Source organism: Citrobacter sp. wls826 (assembly GCF_005281245.1).
Classification (GTDB): Bacteria; Pseudomonadota; Gammaproteobacteria; order Enterobacterales; family Enterobacteriaceae; genus Citrobacter; species Citrobacter braakii.
In genome coordinates this window covers 68,070-85,092 of the sequence record NZ_SZWS01000061.1, presented here as the reverse complement: position 1 = coordinate 85,092, position 17,023 = coordinate 68,070, and the positions used below count along the sequence as shown (strand labels likewise).

At 52.2% G+C, this 17,023-nt stretch carries 16 protein-coding genes; 2 read left to right on the top strand and 14 right to left on the bottom strand.

Annotation, left to right across the window (positions count from 1 at the left end; all coding sequences use genetic code 11):
• Window positions 1-53: 53 nt before the first annotated feature.
• From cheZ to tar, 6 genes are read right to left on the bottom strand one after another with little or no spacing between them, the layout of a single operon-like run.
• Entirely contained in the window at window positions 54-698 is a 645-nt protein-coding gene (gene cheZ / locus FDW87_RS17900; protein WP_029139578.1) for a protein phosphatase CheZ, read from the bottom strand.
• Between the two features lie 13 nt (window positions 699-711).
• Entirely contained in the window at window positions 712-1,101 is a 390-nt protein-coding gene (gene cheY / locus FDW87_RS17895) for a chemotaxis response regulator CheY (RefSeq protein WP_016153434.1), read from the bottom strand.
• Window positions 1,102-1,119: 18 nt separating this feature from the next.
• Window positions 1,120-2,169, bottom strand: a complete 1,050-nt coding sequence (locus FDW87_RS17890) for a chemotaxis response regulator protein-glutamate methylesterase (RefSeq protein ID WP_016153435.1) — start codon at window positions 2,167-2,169, stop codon at window positions 1,120-1,122.
• Window positions 2,166-3,038, bottom strand: coding sequence for a protein-glutamate O-methyltransferase CheR (gene cheR, locus FDW87_RS17885; RefSeq protein WP_016153436.1), 873 nt, complete (start codon window positions 3,036-3,038; stop codon window positions 2,166-2,168). The genes FDW87_RS17890 and cheR overlap by 4 nt, the downstream gene beginning before the upstream one ends.
• A gap of 19 nt (window positions 3,039-3,057) precedes the next feature.
• Window positions 3,058-4,659, bottom strand: coding sequence for a methyl-accepting chemotaxis protein IV (gene tap / locus FDW87_RS17880; RefSeq protein WP_019077046.1), 1,602 nt, complete (start codon window positions 4,657-4,659; stop codon window positions 3,058-3,060).
• A gap of 43 nt (window positions 4,660-4,702) precedes the next feature.
• Window positions 4,703-6,358, bottom strand: a complete 1,656-nt coding sequence (tar, locus tag FDW87_RS17875) for a methyl-accepting chemotaxis protein II (RefSeq protein ID WP_046275660.1) — start codon at window positions 6,356-6,358, stop codon at window positions 4,703-4,705.
• Between the two features lie 406 nt (window positions 6,359-6,764).
• On the opposite strand from tar, the gene FDW87_RS17870 reads away from it, so the two are divergent.
• The gene (locus tag FDW87_RS17870; RefSeq protein ID WP_047358309.1) at window positions 6,765-8,024 is read left to right on the top strand and encodes a dicarboxylate/amino acid:cation symporter; all 1,260 of its coding nucleotides are present in this window, start codon (window positions 6,765-6,767) and stop codon (window positions 8,022-8,024) included.
• Window positions 8,025-8,099: 75 nt separating this feature from the next.
• Here FDW87_RS17870 and cheW read toward each other — a convergent pair whose 3' ends face one another.
• From cheW to flhD, 6 genes are all read right to left on the bottom strand, one after another.
• On the bottom strand, window positions 8,100-8,603 hold the full coding sequence (gene cheW / locus FDW87_RS17865; RefSeq protein ID WP_003034638.1) for a chemotaxis protein CheW: 504 nt from the start codon (window positions 8,601-8,603) through the stop codon (window positions 8,100-8,102).
• A gap of 20 nt (window positions 8,604-8,623) precedes the next feature.
• Complete coding sequence (gene cheA, locus FDW87_RS17860) at window positions 8,624-10,684, bottom strand: chemotaxis protein CheA (RefSeq protein ID WP_137380027.1); 2,061 nt, start codon at window positions 10,682-10,684, stop codon at window positions 8,624-8,626.
• Between the two features lie 4 nt (window positions 10,685-10,688).
• Window positions 10,689-11,618 carry a flagellar motor protein MotB gene (gene motB / locus FDW87_RS17855; protein ID WP_016153441.1) on the bottom strand — a complete coding sequence of 310 codons (930 nt, stop codon included), beginning with the start codon at window positions 11,616-11,618 and terminating at the stop codon, window positions 10,689-10,691.
• Entirely contained in the window at window positions 11,615-12,502 is an 888-nt protein-coding gene (motA, locus tag FDW87_RS17850; protein ID WP_016153442.1) for a flagellar motor stator protein MotA, read from the bottom strand. The genes motB and motA overlap by 4 nt, the downstream gene beginning before the upstream one ends.
• Window positions 12,503-12,626: 124 nt before the next feature.
• Window positions 12,627-13,211, bottom strand: coding sequence for a flagellar transcriptional regulator FlhC (gene flhC, locus FDW87_RS17845; RefSeq protein WP_085951062.1), 585 nt, complete (start codon window positions 13,209-13,211; stop codon window positions 12,627-12,629).
• A complete protein-coding gene (gene flhD / locus FDW87_RS17840) occupies window positions 13,208-13,549 on the bottom strand; it encodes a flagellar transcriptional regulator FlhD (RefSeq protein ID WP_016153444.1) in 342 nt (113 codons plus the stop codon). The genes flhC and flhD overlap by 4 nt, the downstream gene beginning before the upstream one ends.
• A 792-nt stretch (window positions 13,550-14,341) precedes the next feature.
• Between flhD and uspC the strand changes: the two genes are divergently transcribed.
• Window positions 14,342-14,770: a universal stress protein UspC gene (gene uspC, locus FDW87_RS17830; protein ID WP_016153445.1), complete on the top strand. Its 429-nt coding sequence runs from the start codon at window positions 14,342-14,344 to the stop codon at window positions 14,768-14,770.
• A 17-nt stretch (window positions 14,771-14,787) separates the two neighbouring features.
• On the opposite strand, the gene otsA is transcribed toward uspC, so the two are convergent.
• Window positions 14,788-16,209, bottom strand: a complete 1,422-nt coding sequence (gene otsA, locus FDW87_RS17825; protein WP_046275658.1) for an alpha,alpha-trehalose-phosphate synthase — start codon at window positions 16,207-16,209, stop codon at window positions 14,788-14,790.
• A complete protein-coding gene (gene otsB / locus FDW87_RS17820) occupies window positions 16,184-16,987 on the bottom strand; it encodes a trehalose-phosphatase (protein WP_049269079.1) in 804 nt (267 codons plus the stop codon). The genes otsA and otsB overlap by 26 nt, the downstream gene beginning before the upstream one ends.
• Between the last annotated feature and the right edge of the window lie 36 nt (window positions 16,988-17,023).

The following is a 17,023-nucleotide window of genomic DNA, read 5'->3' as shown; positions in this document are numbered from 1 at the left end:
TAGAATGCCCGGCGGCGAGCGCCTGCCGGGCCAGCAAATAAAAACGCTACGGATCAGAACCCGAGGCTATCCAGCAGGTCGTCAACCTGATCCTGACTTGCCACCACGCCGGCTTTTGAGGTGTCAACCTGCGGGCCGTTAAGCAAGCTTTCGTTTTCACGTTTCGGACGAGCGCCCTGCTCTGGAATGTTTTCCAACAGAACCATCAGCAGCTGACGTTCAATCTCCTGGATAACATCCATCATGCGCTTGATGACCTGACCGGTGAGGTCCTGGAAATCCTGCGCCATCATGATGTCCAGCAGTTGAGCGTTAGTAAAGCTGGTATGCCCTGGCACATCACCCAGGAACTGGCGGGTATCGGTGACCAGTTCACGGGCGTCAGACAGCTCGATCGGATTTTCGAACCATTCATCCCAGCGTTTGGTCAGGTCTTTGGCCCCTTTTTCCATCGCGTCCTGGTGCGGCTGCGAAGCTTCCACACTGTTCAACGCGCGCTCTGCCGCCTGTGCGGTCATCTGCACAACGTAATCGAGACGATCGCGGGCATCGGGAATCGCTTCTGCCGCTTCGGCAATAGCCTGATCCAGCCCCAGTTCACGCAGGCTGTCGCGCAGCATTCGGGTCAAACTGCCGATGCGCGCGATGATGTCCCCGGCTGAATGTTCGTCAGCAGGTTTAATTTGTGGTTGCATCATCATTATCACACCCTCACATGCCCAGTTTCTCAAAGATTTTATTGAGTTTCTCTTCTAGCGTCGCCGCCGTGAACGGTTTCACGACATAGCCACTGGCGCCAGCCTGTGCCGCCGCAATGATATTCTCTTTCTTCGCTTCCGCCGTAACCATCAGCACCGGCAGGGCGGACATTCCGCCATCAGCGCGAATGGTTTTCAGCAGTTCCAGGCCATCCATGTTCGGCATATTCCAGTCGGAAATGACAAAACCAAATCCCCCAGCCTGCAGCTTATTCAGCGCGTCCACGCCGTCTTCGGCCTCTTCAACATTGTTGAAACCCAGTTCTTTGAGCAGGTTACGCACGATGCGACGCATGGTGGAAAAGTCATCCACAACCAAAAACTTAAGCTCTTTATCCGCCATAAAAAATAAACTCCTGATTCAAATACGTATTGCCTGTCCGGCACTGATTTTCGCCAGCATTTGCTGGCTTACCTGGCTAAGATCGACCACTTCGCTTACGCCACCCATATTGATGGCCTCGCGCGGCATGCCGAACACCACACAACTTGCTTCGTTTTGCGCAATGGTCCAGGCACCCGCCTGGTTCATCGCTAACATTCCGGCGGCGCCATCGTTGCCCATACCCGTCAGGATCACTCCCACGGCATTACGCCCCGCATGTTTTGCCACCGAATGGAACAGCACATCCACTGAAGGCCGATGCCGGTTAACCGGTGGACCATCATGAATTTTGATCTGGTAGTTCGCCCCGCTGCGCGCCAGTTCCATATGCTTGTCACCAGGGGCGATATACGCATGCCCTGGAAGCACGCGCTCCCCGTCCTCAGCCTCTTTCACGGTGATCTGACACAGTTTGTTCAGACGCTCGGCGAATGAGCGGGTAAATCCTGGTGGCATATGCTGGGTAATAAGAATACCGGGACTTGAAAGCGGCAATGGCTGGAGTACATGGCGAATTGCCTCTGTTCCTCCGGTTGAGGCGCCAATCGCCAGCAGTTTTTCAGAACTGAGTAACGGCCCCGCTTTCAAGGTCACCTGTGCCGTCATGGGTTTGTGGGCCGCCAGTTTTGCCCGCGACGCGGTGCGGATCTTCTCAGCGATCATTTCGCTGTAGGCCAACATCCCTTCACGGATCCCCAACTGTGGTTTGGTGACAAAATCAATCGCCCCCAACTCCAGCGCCCGCAGCGTGACCTCAGAACCTTTACCGGTCAGCGAAGAGACCATAACCACTGGCATCGGACGCAGACGCATCAGTTTCTCAAGAAAGTCGAGGCCGTCCATGCGCGGCATTTCCACATCCAGCGTCAGGACGTCGGGATTGAATTTTTTGATTAAATCCCGGGCAACCAACGGATCCGGCGCCGTCGCCACCATTTCCATATCACTGTGGCTGTTAATAATTTCGGTCATGATTTGACGCATCAATGCAGAATCATCAACCGATAAAACCCTGATTTTACTCATGCTTTATCCTTACCTGGCGCATGCGCATACACCGTCTGTCCACGCAAGCTAAACTCGCGCACGAGGTTGCTAAAGTTTTCTGAATGACCTGCAAACAGCAGCCCATCTGGTTTAAGAAGTGGAACAAAACGGTGCAAAATGTCCTGCTGCGTCGTTTTATCAAAATAGATCATCACGTTACGGCAAAATATGGCATCGAAGGGGCCTGGCACGTTGTACTGCTTATCCAGTAAATTCACGCTGGAAAATTCAACATGCCCCGCCAGTTCCTGCCGAACGCGTACCAGTCCTTCATGCGGTCCGGTGCCGCGCATGAAATAACGCTGTAGCTGCTGCGGTGACAGCGTCTTTAGCTCATCAAGGCGGTAGATGCCGCTTCTGGCTTTTTCCAGCACTTCGGTATCAATGTCGCTGGCAAAAACACGCCAGCGGCCCGGAGCCATACCTAAGGTATCGGCGAGCGTAATCGCAATGCTGTACGGCTCTTCTCCGGTTGACGCCGCCGCGCTCCAGACACGGTATTCACCACTGCGCCGACGAGCATGATCTGACAGCACTGGAAAATGATGCCCTTCGCGAAAAAACGCGGTCAGATTGGTAGTCAGGGAGTTAATAAAAGCCTGCCACTCAGCACTGTTCTGGTTAGCTTCCAGCATGCTGAGATAGCGACCAAAGTCATCCAGTCCCAGGGTTCGCAGACGGCGGACCAGGCGGTTATAAACCATGTCCCGCTTATGGTCGGCCAGCACGATCCCCGCACGCTGGTAGATTAATTGACATATCCGACGAAAATGCGCGTCAGACAGCGCGAGGCGCTGTGTCATCTGTAACAATAATGACGTTTGCCCAGGGGGCAGAGATGATGTCATAGCGCCTTCTCAATCACATTCAGGATACAACGGGCACAACCTGCGGCTGCGCCAATTCTTGTTTTGCTACGGTTTGCTCTTCAAGCTTAAAAAATGCGACACAGGCAGAAAGATTATCGGCCTGCATGGCAAGTTGTCCGGTGGCGGATGCGGCTTCTTCCACCAGCCCGGCGTTTTGCTGCGTCACAGAGTCCATCTGGCTGACGGCCTGCGCCACCTGCTCGATGCCTCTGCGCTGTTCATCAGAAGCAGAGGCAATCTCGCCCATGATGTCGTTAACCCGGGTAACCGAGCTGACAATTTCCGTCATGGTGCGCGCTGCCATATCAACCAACTGCGAGCCCTGATGCACTCGGGTGACAGACTCCTCAATGAGACCCTTAATTTCTTTCGCCGCCTGTGCGCTACGGCTTGCCAGATTGCGCACTTCGCCCGCAACCACGGCAAAACCACGCCCCTGCTCACCCGCGCGAGCGGCCTCAACCGCAGCATTCAGCGCGAGGATATTGGTCTGAAAGGCAATGCTGTCAATCACGCCGATGATGTCGCCAATTTTCTGCGAGCTCGCGGAAATCTCATGCATTGTGCTGGCGACCCGGGACGTCTGTTCGCCGCCTTTATGCGCTGTATCTGCCGCACTTTTGGCAATTCCTGACGCCTGGCGCGCGTTATCCGCATTCTGTCCTACGGTGGCGGTCAGTTGTTCCATGCTGGCTGCCGTTTGCGCCAGCGCGGCCGCCTGCTGTTCAGTGCGCGAAGACAAATCGTTATTGCCCATCGCGATTTCTGAAATACCGCTATGCATGGCTGAGCTGCCCTGGCGTACTTCGCTTACCGTTTCACGCAGTGCCTGCTGCATCTTCTTCAGACTGGCAAAAATGGCTGAGATCTCATTGCGCCCATAAACCGCTACCGGCCGGGCCAGATTACCCGCGGCAATGCTGTCGAAATGACTGCCCACGATAGCCAGCGGCTGGACAATCATCTTGCGTGACCAGTACAGCGCACCGCTGGTGAGCAGTGCCGCCAGTACCACCATGGTGGCGAAAATCACCCCCGACATATGGTAATTTCGCTGGCTCTGCTCTCCTGCCGTTTGCAACACGCGATCGATGTTGCTCTGCCACGCATTCACATTTGCATCAAAAGCATCCTGAGCAGCCTGCACCGGCGCGGTCAGAAAATCTGACAACTGATTGTTTTCAAGCCAGGTGGCCTGATGCGCAAGAGCGCTGTGCCATTGGCTGAAAGTTTTCTCCGTTGCGCCAAACAGCGCCTTTCCTTGTGCCGTCGTATCCGATGTCGCCATAAAGCGTTTAAACATCAATTCAGACTGCGCCAGGCTATCACGTGCGAGGGTCATCAGCGTGTTGATATCCTCTGGCGGATAGCTCAGGGCGGTCAGCGTCCCTGCCTTATTAAGGGCCGTACTGGCCTGTAATAACACAGCGCGGGTTTGGGCCAGCGCAGCGCGTTGCTGATTACTTCGTTCGACCTGATTCAGGTTCTGAAAACCGTCCCGAAATGCCCAGAAGGACAAGCCATTACTGCCAATCTGCAAAACACCGCAGAGGATTAAAATCAAAAACAGCGTGGTCGAAATTCGAATACGATTAAACATCAACGCTCCCATTGGGCGGCACTGGCCGCGGTTTAACTATCAGTCAAAATGTTTCCCAATTCGTATCTTGCTCATTGTTCTGGCGCGGATAGGATGCGGCCGCCGTTGCAGGTAATCGTGTATCGCGCGGCTTAGCCGACGCCGGACGTGACGCAAGGCGGAAAGTCGACACCGACTGCGTCAGGCGGCTGGCCTGTTCTTCAAGAGCAGCGGCAGCGGCAGCCGATTCCTGTACCAACGAGGCGTTCTGCTGCGTAACGCGATCCATCTCGGATACCGCGAGCGCCACCTGATCAATCCCCCGGCTTTGCTCGTCGGAGGCCGAGGCAATCTCGCCCATAATGTCGGTCACCCGCGTTACGGCATTTACGATGTCGTTCATCGTTTCGCCTGCGCTTTCTACCAATACGGACCCGGTATCCACTCGGGAAACCGAATCCTCAATCAACGCTTTGATCTCTTTCGCTGCCTGCGCACTGCGACTTGCCAGATTACGCACTTCGCCCGCAACCACAGCAAAGCCACGGCCTTGTTCACCGGCACGCGCCGCTTCAACCGCCGCGTTCAGTGCGAGAATGTTGGTCTGAAAAGCAATACCATCAATAACGCTGATGATGTCGGCGATTTTCTTCGAGCTATCGGCGATTTCGTGCATGGTGTTCACCACGCTATCAACCACTTTGCCGCCATGCTGTGCGGTATCGGAGGCGCTTTTCGCCAGTTGCGAGGCCTGACGCGCGTTGTCCGCATTTTGCTTCACGGTTGCGGTCAACTGTTCCATGCTGGCTGCGGTCTCTTCCAGCGCAGAGGCCTGCTGTTCAGTACGAGATGAAAGGTCGGTGTTCCCGCTGGCAATTTCGCTGGTCCCGGAATAAATCGCATCAGAACCTTCACGCACCAGGGTGACGGTTTCCGTCAGCGAGCGCTGCATATGATCAACCGTACTGGCCAGCTCGCCGATTTCATTACGACCGCTGACGGCCAGGGTCGCGGTCAGGTTACCGCTGGCGATTTCCCGAATATGGGCAATGACGCGAGACAGAGGATTAAGCAGGGTATGGCGGATGCCGTACCACACCACCACCAGAATCAGCACCAGCACTACGGCCAGCACACCAAGCTGCCATTGGGCGAAATGGTAATCCCGCGCACTTTTATCGAATGCCTGAGCGTAAAGCTTTTCGCTAACGCTGGCGTACTTGCCCAGCGCCTCACCGAGCGCGTTTTGCATTCCCTGAGTCGGTTGCGCGAAATAGGCATCCATATTGCCGTTCTCCAGAAACTGAACCAGTTCGGTTAAGGCCGCATGGTACTGCTGATATTTCTCCTCAACGTTGCCGCTGGCTTCTGCCATCTCGGGTAACGGTGTGATGTTTTTAAATTTTGCGTAATGTGTTTCGGCCTGCGCCAACGATGCTTTCGCATTCTTCAGCAGATCGTTTTTCGCGCTGCTTTGCTGGTTGGACGCGTCCATCATCATGCGAGCAGAAGAACGGCTTAAATTGATACGTGTTTGCAGCATCAGATCCCATGTTGAGGTGAGTTCACTTTGCTGCTGTCGAAGATCGTTAGAAATAACAAAACTTTGCTGATTCTGCTGCAATGAAGAAAACAACAGACCACCGGAAACAAGCTGTAGCAGTGCGAAAACCCCCAGCACCATCATCAGCATTGTGACAACGCGGATACGGTTAAACATAAGGCACCTTCCTGAAAACGAGTTATCAACGTTATCGGCAGTCGCTGAGATAACTTTACGTTTGCGAAAAGGAAATCCTGAAGGGACGTGAAGCCTCGCGGAAGGAAGGTAAGACGGGTGAACGGCAACCACAAATCATTCACATAAAAACGTCACAATTATCATGTGAATAACATTCAAATTTATCTGTGGGCGCGGTCATATTGGATGAAATAGTCATTATTTCGTGACCAGGATCACAAATACATATCCTCTGCACCACAACAAAATGGATAAAAAATTAAAAAAAGTTGTATCAGCTGGCGCTTTAATTCAATTTATATGATGAATACTTAGTTACCAATTAATAAATATAAAAAATGAGTAACCGAACAATAAATGTTAAATCCTTACTGAGGGCTTTTTAGTGGCAAATGCAAACAAACTCACGTTGTTTATCGTGATCTTCATGCTGGCGGGGATCCTGTCAGGGGCGGTGATCCACTCTTATGCCGCCCCCGGCGTAGTGACCGCCTGGGCCGATAATATTACGCTTCTCACCGACATCTTTTTGCGCCTGATTAAAATGGTGATCGCACCTTTAGTATTCAGCACCCTGACCGTCGGTATTATGCGCCTGGGGGAAACGTCCACCATCGGGCGCGTAGGCGGCAAAGCGATGATCTGGTTTATCAGCTCTTCCATACTGTCTATTCTAGTCGGTCTGTTTGTGGTTTCTCTTGAGCAACCCGGCAGCGGGCTGAACCTGGCGATCCCGCTGGAAGCCACTGATACCGGCCTGGCCGTGAGCGGCATGAGCCTGAAAGGTTTCCTGACTCACACCATCCCAACCAGCATAGCCGGGGCGATGGCCAACAATGAGATCCTGCAAATTGTGGTGTTCTCGATGTTCTTCGGTATTGGTGGCGCATCCCTTGGTGAGAAATTCAATGCCCCGCTGGTTGCCGCGCTGGATGTGGTCTCCCACATTATGCTGAAGGTGACTGGCTACGTGATGTACGTTGCGCCGCTGGCCATTTTCGCCGCCATTTCCTCCGTTATCTCCACCCAGGGTCTGGGGATCCTGCTTAACTATGCGTCGTTCATCGGCGGCTACTATGTGGCTATTTTGCTGACCTGCCTGGTTCTGCTGGCGGTCGGTTATGTCATGCTGAAAAAAGAGGTTTTTCGTCTGGTAAGCATGCTGAAAGATCCGGTTCTGGTCGCATTTACTACCAGTAGCTCGGAAGCCGCCTATCCGAAAACGCTGGAGCAATTAACCAAATTTGGTTGCTCGCCCAACATCGTGTCATTTGTATTACCTATCGGTTATTCATTTAACCTGGTCGGCTCGATGGTTTACTGTTCATTTGCCTCAATGTTTATCGCGCAGGCCTATAACATTCACCTCTCCTTTGCAGAAATCACCGTCCTGATGCTGACGCTGATGCTGGCGTCAAAAGGGATTGCCGGCGTGCCGCGTTCTGCGCTGGTGGTGCTGGCAGCAACCATTCCGAGCTTTAATATTCCGGTTGCCGGGATTCTGTTACTGATGGGTATTGACCACTTCCTGGATATGGGACGTTCAGCAATCAACGTATTAGGTAACGGGATTGCAACGGCGATGCTGGCACAAGATGAGGGTTTACTGGAAGAAGAACCGGAGCTGGTTGAGCGGGAAGCGTAAAGGGAAATCTGCCGGATGTGCTACGCGTATCCGGCCTACAACAGCAATCATTGTAGGCCGGATAGGGTATAGCGGTTACGCGACGTGACTGGCGGCAATATCCAGCAGCGCCATTTCTTCGCTATTGAGCAGCTTCTCAATGTTAACCAGGATCAGCATCCGGTCACCCAGAGCCCCCAGTCCCGTCAAGTATTCCGTCGACAGCGTTACGGCAAATTCCGGTGCCGGACGGATTTGATCCGTTGTCAGCGACAGCACATCCGAGACGCCATCGACCACAATCCCGACCACCCGCTGGCCCAGATTCAACACAATCACCACGGTGTTTTCGTTGTAATCCACATCGCTCTGGCTAAACTTCACGCGCAGGTCAACAATCGGCACAATCACACCGCGCAGATTGGTGACACCTTTGATAAACGCAGGCGTGTTAGCAATACGCGTCACCTGATCGTACCCACGGATTTCCTGCACTTTCAGGATATCGATACCGTACTCTTCATCCCCCAGCGTAAACACGAGGAATTCCTGACCTGACGGTTCGCCGGCCAGTTTAGTTACATTACTCATACCGGTCATATTATTCCCTTCTCACTCAATCAGGCGGCTGTGATCGCCACACGTTGTTCGCGGTTTAATCCCTGCAATGCAGAGACATCGACAATCAGCGCGACGCTGCCGTCGCCGAGGATCGTTGCTGCAGAAATACCTGGCACTTTGCGGTAGTTGCTTTCCAGGTTTTTGACGACCACCTGGTGTTGACCAATTAACTGATCGACCAGCAGCGCGTAGCGACGCCCTGCACTTTGCAAAATCACCACAATACCTTGAGTCGCTTCGGTTTTTGCGCCTTCAACCTCAAAGACTTTCCACAGCTCAACCAGCGGTAAATATTCGCCACGCACTTCCAGCACGCGCTCTCCTCCGGCCAGCGGATGGAGATCTTCTTCGCGCGGTTGCAGTGATTCCATAACGGCATTCAGCGGCAGAATAAAGACTTCGTCGGCCACGCGCACGGACATGCCGTCGAGGATCGCCAGCGTCAGCGGCAGCAGAATTCGGATAGTCGTCCCCTGTCCCTGTTTGGACTGGATCTCAACATGGCCCCCCATCTCCTGGATATTTCGCTTCACCACATCCATACCCACGCCGCGGCCAGAGACATCCGTCACCTGTTCAGCAGTCGAGAAGCCCGGAGCGAAGATCAGCATACCGACTTCGTCATCGCTCATGTTTTCGTGGATCGGCATCCCCTGGGAGATAGCTTTGGCGAGGATTCGTTCACGGTTCAGACCGGCGCCATCATCGGTGACTTCAATACAGATATTCCCGCCCTGGTGCTCCGCGGAAAGCGTCAGATTACCGATTGGGCTTTTCCCGGCTTCAAGGCGTTTTTCCGGCAGTTCAATACCGTGATCGAGGCTGTTACGCACCAGGTGCGTCAACGGATCGATGATGCGTTCAATCAGGCTCTTGTCGAGTTCGGTTGAGCTTCCCACCTGTGTCAGTTCGACCTGTTTACCCAGCTTACCGGCCAGGTCACGCACCAGACGCGGAAAACGGCTGAACACATACTCCATGGGCATCATACGAATCGACATCACCGACTCTTGCAAGTCGCGGGCGTTACGTTGTAACTGACCCATACTGGTGATGAGATCGCCATGATTGACGGGATCCAGTTCGTTAGAACGTTGTGCCAGCATAGACTGGGTGATGACCAACTCACCGACCAGGTTAATGAGCTGATCGACCTTCTCAACCGCTACGCGGATGCTGGTCGACTCGCTGGCACGGGCGGGTTTGTCGCGTTCCGCGCGTCCGTTTGGCGCTTCACTGGCGGCGGCTTTTGCCGCTGGCGCAACGGCAACCGGCTGCGGCTTCGCGACAACGGCTACCGTTTCTGCTTCAGCTTCAGCTTCAGCTTCAGTTTCAACGGCTGCGGGCGCTGCGCTGACGGTTTCGAATTCAATCTGATCAGCTTCAATCACAAAGCACAGCACCGCGATGATGTCATCTTCCGCGAGGTTGCCATCAAGCGTTGCTGACAACGTGTCGCTCCCTTTCACCACATCGGTTAAGGTCGCCAGGTTCCCCAGCTCCTCTTCCAGTAAATCCACTTCATTGGCTTTCAGGCGCGTGAGAATAATGCGTTTCTTGCTCTCTTCGCTTGCGGACTCAGGCTGTGCAACCGCCTCTTCCTGCATTGCAGCGCTGTCAACAACGCTCAGTTTTGCGGTGTTGACGACTGCCGGTGCGGTTTCACCTTTCGCTTCGAGCGCTAGCTGTCGTAACGCATTACAAATGTACTCAAAGCTGGCGGCATCCGGCTCCTCTGAGTTTTTATAGGCGTCGAGCTGTTCCTGCATAATATCTTTCGTTTCCAAAAACAGGTTGATAATGTCGGCATTGAGCTGCATCTCGCCACGCCGCGCTTCATCCAGCAGGTTTTCCATCAGATGGGTCGTTTCCTGCAAAATGGTAAAGCCGAAGGTGCCCGCCCCGCCTTTTATCGAGTGCGCAGCACGAAAAATTGCATTCAGCTGTTCGGAATCCGGGGCTTCAGGAACCAAATCAAGCAGGTGTTGCTCCATGTCAGCCAACAGTTCGTCAGCTTCATCAAAAAATGTTTGATAAAAATCGCTTATATCCATGCTCACGCTATCACCTCGGATTGGCTGGTGGCGATGTGGGAACGCTTGCCGGCGGGAGTTCCGCTGGCTGTTGTAAGACACTTACCGGCTCATTCTGGCTTTCAGCGTTTTCATGCAAAATGGCCTCTTCCGCCTGCTTATTGAGAACCAGCAGGCTAATACGGCGGTTGATAGCGTCTTCAGGACCGCGATCGCTCAGACGCATCGTGGCGGCCATACCTACCACACGTAATACTTTTCCATCATCCAGACCGCCGCTAACCAGTTCGCGACGCGACGCGTTAGCGCGATCGGCGGACAACTCCCAGTTGCTATACCCTTTTTCACCATTGGCGTAAGGGTAATCATCCGTATGGCCGGAAAGGCTGATTCGATTAGGAATGCCGTTAAGCACTGGCGCTATGGCTCGCAGGATATCGCGCATATACGGTTCCACCTCAGCGCTACCGGTTTTAAACATCGGGCGATTCTGACTGTCGATAATCTGTATCCGCAGCCCTTCCTGAACTAAATCAATTTTCAAATGCGGGCGCAGCGCACGCAGTTTGGGGTCAGATTCAATCAACTGATCGAGATCGCCGCGAAGTTTGCTCAAGCGGCTTTGTTCCATGCGTTTTCTCAGATCATCGATATTCGGCTGCTTGTTCACCTCTCCCTGCTGCTGGGTGTAATCATCCCCGCCGCCTGGAATTGGACTTTGGCTATTCGAAATACGATTTCCCCCGGTTACCGCAGTAGCCAGCGGCGTACGGAAATATTCGGCAATCTGGATCAATTCTTTAGGGCTAGAGATGGAAATGAGCCACATCACCAGAAAGAAGGCCATCATCGCGGTCATAAAATCGGCGTAGGCGATTTTCCACGAACCATGCGCCCCACCACCGTGACCTTTATGCTTGCGTCGCTTTACAACGATAATGGGATGGGCCTGATTTTTCATGCGTCCTCGGTCGTCTGCTGCGCAGTTGGATTTCTCACCGCACGAACATGCTCTTCCAGTTCGATAAACGATGGACGTTCGCTGGAATACAGAGTCTTACGACCAAATTCGACGGCAATTGGCGGCGCGTAACCATTCAGATTGGAGAGCAGAGTTATCTTCACACACTGCATCATTTTGGTGGTTTCAGCGCTTTTCTGGCGCAGAACGCTGGCAAGCGGAGAAATAAATCCATAGGCCAGTAAAATACCGAGGAATGTCCCTACCATGGCATGTGCAATCAGCGAACCCAGTTCAGCCGCCGGACGATCGGCAGAAGCCAGCGCATGGACAACCCCCATGACCGCCGCCACGATCCCGAACGCCGGTAATGAATCCCCCACCATCGCCAGACTGTTGGCCGGGACTTCGGCCTCACTTTCGTGAGTCTCAATCTCTTCATCCATCAGCGCTTCAATTTCAAACGTGTTCATGTTGCCGCTGATGATCAGACGCAGATAATCGACAATGAAATCAAGCATCACGGCATCAGCAAGAATGCGCGGATAGCTGGCGAAAATTTCACTCTCTTTGGGGTTTTCGATATCGCGTTCAAGCGAGAACATGCCCTGCTGACGTGACTTGGCCATCAGGCGATACAACAGCGCCAGCAGATCCATATACATCGCTTTGGTGTATTTTGAACGACGAAAAAGCATCGGGATGGCTTTCATCGTCCCCTTAATGGCTTTCCCGTTATTGCCGACGATGAATGCCCCAATACCCGCGCCACCGATAATCACCAGCTCAGCCGGTTGATAGAGTGCCCCAAGGTGTCCGCCGGTCATCATGTAACCGCCGAAAACTGTACCAATAACAACCAGGTAACCTAATAAGATAAGCACGACATCATCCTTTCGCAATTGACTATGACAGGATGCGCAGTCGGGCAGTTAACTCGAGGTCAGGACAAAAAAAAGCAGCGGTAATCGCTTACCGCTGCTGGAGTGTTTGTCCACACCGTATCAGTTAAACAGCCTGTTCGATCTGTTCATCCAGCAGTTGTGGAATAATATCGGCAGCATTCTGGGAAAGTTTACGTCTTTTTACGGCGCGTGATGGCGGTTGGCATAAACTGCAGGCAAAGCTGCCTGCGGGTTGGTGAGCGTGGGTAATAAAATTCCCACCGCAGCAATTGCATCGGGACAACTCCAGCAATCCGCTGTCGACAAAACGCACCAACGTCCATGCGCGAGTTAACGCCAGCAGTGGCCCTTCTTCTGGCTGCGGGCACTGCTCAAGGTATAAACGATACGCTTTGATCACGGCATCCACGCCGCTGCACAAACCAGTTTTGAGCAGGAATTGCCATGCGTTGCAAAACATCGAAGCATGAATGTTTTGTTCCCACGTCATAAACCAGTCGGTGGAGAAAGGCAGCATCCCTTTTGGCGGAGGGCTGCCGCGTAATTCTTTATACAGCTTGATAAGTCGGCCACGGCTTAATTGCGTTTCGCTTTCCAGCATTTGCAAACGGGCGCCCAATGTGATTAATTCCATCGCTAGCTGGATATCACGCGCTTCCTGAACAATGCTTTTTTCGCTCATCATCAAGCCCTTTTCTTGCGCGCTGCTTCATCGATGTCGCTTAACAGTCGCGTTGAAAGCATGATACCGGTATGAATTTGCTGAAGATCGTCAACGCGGGAGTCTTGCGTCAGGCGAGTAACGGTCTGGTGATCGTCGAAACGGAAATGACAGACCAGTTGGTTTGTTTCAGCCAGTTTGACCATTTGTGGTAGTGTTAATGTTGCCAACGTGTCCGCCATTTCTTCGCTGATACCAAGGCGAAACATCGCAGATGCTTTGTCCTGAACGATCAAACGCTGTGCAAGCAATAAATATGACAAATTGATGTCATAGATGTGTTTCAGCAACTCGGATGTATGCATTATTTGCATCCATAATAACCAACATTGTTTTCATGCGGTGAAACCGCACCCCGTGATGTCGCCGGGAAGGCCCGGTAAAAAAAAGCAAAAGGTCAAATACATAGCAGCGTGACGGCACTTACGCGTTGTCTAAACATTCCCTTTTCAGAAAGCCGCGCCCCTTACAAGCTCACATCAATTCTTACAAATGTCTAAGATTTTTCCTAATTCGACGCAACTCTACCCGCCGCCCGTTACACATACAACGTAGCTATGCTGCGAATTTGAAGAATATGTGACATAGATCACATAAACCAGCTAAACACTTAACATAAATCCATCAGCACAGCTTTTACTTTGCTTATTTTTTAATCTCAAGTTCGCCATTTCAATTCCTGACATACGAATATTCTTGCAATAAAAGCGAATAGTATTTTGTTCACAAACGTTAATATCACCTTGTGAAATAGCGAGCTTGATCACATATTTAATGTAAAACACTATTTTAATTAAATCCTTTATAAACAATGACTTAAATATTAAGGGTGATTAATTAATACCGGGTAGTGATAACCCGTTAAATGTTAACTTATGTTAATTTTTAATTAACACATTGTTTTCATTAGCGGTGAGTTTTACTTAAGTAAGCTGAACGTATTTCCAAGTTATATGACGCAATTATTCTATTTATAAGAATAATTAATGAATAAGCATGATGACATTCACACTATCCGGGAAGGAAACGTTGCAGTATGGAGTAAGCCGAGCAATGCTGAGAAACCCTCTCATAATTCTTGAAAAAAGGAGCGAGTTATGAGCTATACACACATTCTTGTGGCCGTTGCCGCCACCCCTGAAAGCCAGCAGTTGTTAGCCAAGGCGGTTTCAATCGCTCGCCCTGTCAACGCTCGTATTAGCCTGATAACCCTGGTCTCAGACCCTGAACTGTATAATCAGTTTGCAGCACCTATGCTGGAGGACCTGCGTGAAGTGATGCAAGAGGAGACTCAGGATTTTATCGACAAGCTCAGCAAAGAAGCACAGTACCCCATTGAGCATACCTTTATTACCTATGGGGCACTGAATGAACATATTCTGGATGTATGCCGTAAACACGCGGTCGATCTGGTCATTTATGGCAACCATAACCACAGCTTCTTTTCGCGCGCATCCTGCTCAGCAAAAAGCGTGATCGGTGCCAGCCACGTGGATGTTCTGCTGGTTCCACTGGCTGGAGATTGACCTGCGTTTTCTGAGCGTTACGCCAGTTTAGTGCAGGGAGAAACGTTGTCTGGCAATGGCTGTTTACTCTGACGTTGGATAACTTTTTCCAGATCGCAAATGAACCTCGCCTGCCAGTTATCGATATCGTTTTTAATGATAGTTTCGAGCATCTCAGCGTGGCGGGAGATACGCTCAGCAAGCGGCATCGTCAGAGCCTGGTTTAATGCGCCAGCCACTTCGTCGCGGTCATAAGGATTAACAATAAGCGCGGCAGTTAGCTCATTCGCGGCCCCGGCAAATTGCGATAACACCAGCACGCCGGGGTTGGCAGGATCCTGCGCGGCCACGAATTCTTTCGCGACCAGGTTCATACCATCTCGCAGCGGCGTCACCAGCCCTACATCAGAGTAGCGGAAGATTTTCATCAGCAATTTACGATCAAAGTACTGGTTCAGATAATAGAGCGGCGTCCAGCCCAACTGCCCATATTTACCGTTAATCCTCCCCGCTTCAGTCTCCAGTTGGTGCCGAATATCCTGGTAGGCCTGCACCTCTTCACGCGAAGTTGGCGCTATCTGGGTGTAGCGAATTTTACCGTGGTGCTGCGGATAGTGTTCCAGCAAAGCCTCATAGGCCTGAAAGCGCTCCGGCAAACCCTTAGAATAATCCAGACGCTCAACGGAGAAGATATTCTGCACATTTTTGAGTTCTGCTTTCAGTTGCGCCAGCTTCGGCGGCAAAGGTCCGGAAGCCTGGCGGGCGATCTCATCCGGCTCAATACCGATGGGATAGACCTGGGTACGAAACGCTTTTCCCCATGCACGGTGGTGCTGCTCGCTCTGAGTGGTTACCTGAGTCTGGGCTGCCAGACAATCCAGAAAAGCCTGACGATCGTTCTCGGTCTGGAAACCGAGTAAATCAAAATCACACATCTGCTCAAGTAGCATCTGATGTGGGGGTAAGGCATTAAAGATTTCCGGCGTCGGAAAAGGGATGTGCAGGAAAAAACCGATACGGTTATTCACGCCGCGTTTACGCAGTTCGCTGGCAAACGGCAACAGATGGTAATCATGAACCCAGATTATGTCGTCATCGTTGAGCAGCGGCAGCAGTTTATCTACCAGCAAGGCATTCACCCGCTGATAGCCCTCCCATGCAGGACGCTGAAACTGCACCAAATCGAGGCGATAATGAAATGCAGGCCATAAAACCGCATTAGAAAACTGGCAGTAATACTCTTCGTAATCCTGTTCACTCAAATTAAACGAAGCCCAGGTAATGTTGCCACGCGTGACTTTTTTTAATGGTTTGTCCTCATTACCCGTGTCGCCACTCCAGCCAAACCACAGGCCACCAGCAGCCTTCAACGCGCCAAGCACACCGACGGCAAGCCCACCTGCGCTCCCTTTGTCATCGGGTGAGGCGATACGATTAGATACTACGACTAAACGACTCATAGCCACCTCTTCTGTTATTCGTTGCTTTCGATTCTTGCTGCGAAGAGTTAATTTGTTCCAGCCAGTGCCAGACATCACTCACGCCATCCAGACGCCATGTCGCCTGCGTCGCTCCATTCCCCACCTTCACGGAAATGCCCCCAGCGCGATTAACCACGCCAAATCCTGTTTCGTCCGTCAAATCGTCACCAAAAAAAACGGGGACCCGTCCGGCAAAAGGTGCTTCCTGCATAAATGCGGCAATTGCGTCGCCTTTGTTCGTACCCTTTGGTTTTATCTCCACAACGCATTTTCCGTGCTGTAAAGCCAACTGCGGCCATCTGAGCGTGATGCGCTCAGCCAGATTAATTAGCGCCGCTTCATGTTCCGGGGCCTGGCGATAGTGCAGTGCGAACGCCATCCCTTTTGCTTCAAGCGTTGTACCCGGCATCGTCGCCAAGGCGGTACTTAATAGCTCTCCTGCTTCGCGCTCTATTGCCGCAGCCAGGCGCACTATATGAGTTTGACCATTGATGTCACGGCGCTCTGCCCCATGCACTCCGGCGAGCGGAAAACGAAAGGGAGTGGTAAGCGCGTCAAGCTCAACCATCGAGCGCCCTGAAATCAATGCCAGCGCACCCGCATTATGCGTCGCCAACTGATGTAATAACTGCAGGATTGTCTGAGGGACAACGACCTGGTCTGGATAAGGTTTGATCTCAGCCAGCGTCCCATCGAGATCAAAAAAATAAGCACAGTTTGCAGATTGTTCAGGGGGTAAGATCAGTGATGCTGTCACCCGGTTATCCTCCTCATCATGGTCTGTACGCCGCGC

Coding starts and splice junctions, on each gene's coding strand:
- uspC (WP_016153445.1), top strand. CDS start 14,342: ATGAGCTATACACACATTCTTGTGGCCGTTGCCGCCACCCCTGAAAGC.
- cheW (WP_003034638.1), bottom strand. CDS start 8,603: ATGACCGGTATGAGTAATGTAACTAAACTGGCCGGCGAACCGTCAGGT.
- flhD (WP_016153444.1), bottom strand. CDS start 13,549: ATGCATACATCCGAGTTGCTGAAACACATCTATGACATCAATTTGTCA.
- motB (WP_016153441.1), bottom strand. CDS start 11,618: ATGAAAAATCAGGCCCATCCCATTATCGTTGTAAAGCGACGCAAGCAT.
- cheY (WP_016153434.1), bottom strand. CDS start 1,101: ATGGCGGATAAAGAGCTTAAGTTTTTGGTTGTGGATGACTTTTCCACC.
- FDW87_RS17890 (WP_016153435.1), bottom strand. CDS start 2,169: ATGAGTAAAATCAGGGTTTTATCGGTTGATGATTCTGCATTGATGCGT.
- tap (WP_019077046.1), bottom strand. CDS start 4,659: ATGTTTAATCGTATTCGAATTTCGACCACGCTGTTTTTGATTTTAATC.
- tar (WP_046275660.1), bottom strand. CDS start 6,358: ATGTTTAACCGTATCCGCGTTGTCACAATGCTGATGATGGTGCTGGGG.
- otsA (WP_046275658.1), bottom strand. CDS start 16,209: ATGAGTCGTTTAGTCGTAGTATCTAATCGTATCGCCTCACCCGATGAC.
- cheZ (WP_029139578.1), bottom strand. CDS start 698: ATGATGCAACCACAAATTAAACCTGCTGACGAACATTCAGCCGGGGAC.
- cheR (WP_016153436.1), bottom strand. CDS start 3,038: ATGACATCATCTCTGCCCCCTGGGCAAACGTCATTATTGTTACAGATG.